The sequence below is a fragment of the Chromobacterium aquaticum genome (genome assembly GCF_021129195.1).
Lineage (GTDB): Bacteria > Pseudomonadota > Gammaproteobacteria > Burkholderiales > Chromobacteriaceae > Chromobacterium > Chromobacterium aquaticum.
Genome location: NZ_JAJOHW010000209.1, coordinates 253 through 2,060 on the forward strand (window position 1 = coordinate 253; position 1,808 = coordinate 2,060).

A 1,808-nucleotide genomic window follows, 5' to 3' on the forward strand; every position below is an offset into this window, starting at 1 on the left:
GTCCGGCGGCGAAAAGCAGCGCGTCGCCATCGCGCGCGCGCTGGTCAAGCGCCCCAAGCTGATGTTCGCCGACGAACCCACCAGCGCGCTGGACAGCCACAACGGCCAGGTCGTGATCGACCTCTTGCACCAGATCGCCCAGGAACAAGGCACCACGGTGCTGGGCGTGTCGCACGACAACCGCCTGATCAAACACGCCGACCGCGTCATCACCCTTGAGGACGGCCAGGTGGTCAAAGACCTGCGCGTCCATAACACCCCGATGGAGGTAGCATGAGCAGCCCTGTGCCCAAGACCCCGCGCCGACTCGCCCTGCTGCTGGCGCTGAGCCTGCTGTTGAACGGCTGCTCCGAACCGCCCCCGCCCGCCCCGGTCCAGCAATCACCCTGGGCGGCCATCGCCAAGGGCCGGGTCAGCATCGAGGGCGGCGTGATCAATATCGCCGCGCCGCGCGCCGGCATCATTCGCGAAGTGCTGGTGGAAGAAGGCGCCGAGGTCAAACCCGGCGCGGTATTGGCCCGCATCGACGACCGCGAGGCCAATCTGGCGATGAAGGTGCGCGAGCAGGAGCGCGACGAGGCGCGCCAGGCGCTGACGCTGCTGCAAGTGAAGCACGCCATCGCCCAGCGCGAACTGCAGCGCGTGTCCGCGCTCAGCGGCGACGAAGTGGTGTCCAGGCAGGAAAAGGACAATGCTCGCGACCAGGTCAAGCTCAGCGCCTCCGAACTGGCGCGCCAGCAGGCGGTGGTGGCCACCTCCGACGCGCAAGTGGCGGCCAGCAAGCTGGAAGTGGATCAACACGTGGTGCGCGCGCCGCTGGCCGGCCGCATCATCCGCCGCCAGGCCCGCCCCGGCGACGGCACCTCCACCTTGAACGTGACGCCGCTGTTCATGTTCGCCCCCAACTCGCCGCGCATCGTGCGCGCGGACCTGGAAGAACGCTATGTCGGCGCGGTGGAAGCGGGCCAGGCGGCCGAGGTGACGCTGGAGGCCGACGAAACCAAGGTCTACAAGGCCAAGGTACTGCGCTTGGGCCAGGTGTTCGGCAACCGGCCGGACAACGACGACCCGAATGAGAAACAGGATGTGCGGGTGATCGAATGCGTGCTGGCGCTGGTGGACGCGCCGGAAATCCGCATCGGCCAGCGGGTGCTGGTGCGCATCGCCCGTCCGGGCAAGGCGGGCAAGCCATGAAAAAAACGATAGTTCTGCTGCTCAGCCTGGCGCTCGCCGGCTGCGCCGGACTGGAAGCCGCGCGCCCCGCGCCGGCGCTGCCGCAGCATTACCGCCAGGCGCTGCCCGGCAACAGCCCGGACGCCCAGGCCTGGGACGGCTTCGGCGACCCCGGCCTCGGCCAGTGGATCGCCACGGTGCGCGCCGGCAACACCGATCTGGCCGCCAGCCTGGCGCGGCTGGACGCCGCCCGCGCCGAACTGGGCGTGGTCAACGCCGACCGCTATCCCAAGCTGGACTTCGAACAATCGGTGGAGCGGCGCAAGCTGTCCAAGTTCGACCTGGGCGAAGTGGGCGAAGACACCGCCAACCCCAGCACCCGCTACAGCACGCGGCTGGCGCTGGCTTACGAGGTGGATTTGCGCGGCCGAATCAGCGCCGCGGTGCGCGCCGGACGCGCCGATCTCAAGGCCAGCGGCGGCGACCGCGACGCGCTGCAGCTCAGCCTGGCGCGGCAAACCGCCGAGCTGTGGCTGACGCGGGCGGAGCTGATCGCCGATGTCGACCTGGCCAGGGAAAACACGCAGCTGCGCCAGCGGCTGCTGGGCAGCGTCGCCGCCAAGCGCCGCGTCGGC

The 1,808-nt window shown here is 69.7% G+C and carries 2 protein-coding genes and 1 pseudogene; all 3 read left to right on the forward strand.

Going from position 1 to position 1,808, the window contains the following annotated elements; translation table 11 throughout:
• Positions 1 to 277 (forward strand): annotated as a pseudogene (locus tag LQT98_RS24270) (ATP-binding cassette domain-containing protein); the annotation flags it as partial.
• A complete protein-coding gene (locus tag LQT98_RS22915; RefSeq protein ID WP_053074455.1) occupies positions 274 to 1,194 on the forward strand; it encodes an HlyD family secretion protein in 921 nt (306 codons plus the stop codon). The pseudogene LQT98_RS24270 and the gene LQT98_RS22915, both read left to right, overlap by 4 nt.
• On the forward strand, positions 1,191 to 1,808 hold a 618-nt coding region (locus LQT98_RS22920; protein WP_231465469.1), incomplete at its 3' end, for a TolC family protein. The genes LQT98_RS22915 and LQT98_RS22920, both read left to right, overlap by 4 nt.